Origin of the sequence: Liquorilactobacillus uvarum DSM 19971, assembly GCF_001434935.1 — a bacterium.
GTDB classification, from domain to species: Bacteria; Bacillota; Bacilli; order Lactobacillales; family Lactobacillaceae; genus Liquorilactobacillus; species Liquorilactobacillus uvarum.
Genome location: NZ_AZEG01000117.1, coordinates 1 through 445, shown reverse-complemented (window position 1 = coordinate 445; position 445 = coordinate 1). Strand labels below are relative to the sequence as shown.

At 45.8% G+C, this 445-nt stretch carries 1 protein-coding gene; it reads left to right on the top strand.

Annotation, left to right across the window (positions count from 1 at the left end; translation table 11 throughout):
- A partial coding sequence (locus FD20_RS12705; protein ID WP_157060947.1) for an IS6 family transposase occupies positions 1-445 on the top strand: 445 nt, incomplete at both ends.

Genomic DNA, 445 nt, shown 5'->3' with positions numbered 1-445 from the left:
GCGCCAACATCAAACCTCCCATACCAAAAGTTGGAGGATAGACGAGACTTACATTAACGTCAAAGGTCATTGGACTTATCTGTATCGTGCAATTGATAGCAACGGTCTGACGCTCGACTTCGAACTGCGAAAGCATCGTGATTATGCGGCAGCCTATCACTTTTTGAAACGGCTTTTGACGACCAATGGTCGTCCTGATCGCTTAGTCACCGATCAATATCGAGCAACACTTAAGGCAGTGAAGCACCTGATGAAACAAGACTACTTGAGCAAATCAGCACACCAATGTTCCAAGTATCGAAACAATTTAATCGAACAAGATCATCGATTCATTAAACGACACCGGGTGCGGTCAGCAAGTTTCCAAAGCATCCGAACCGCTAGTGCAACACTCAGCGGCATTGAAGTCATCCATGCATTACGCAAGAAAACCCGACGAGAGCTA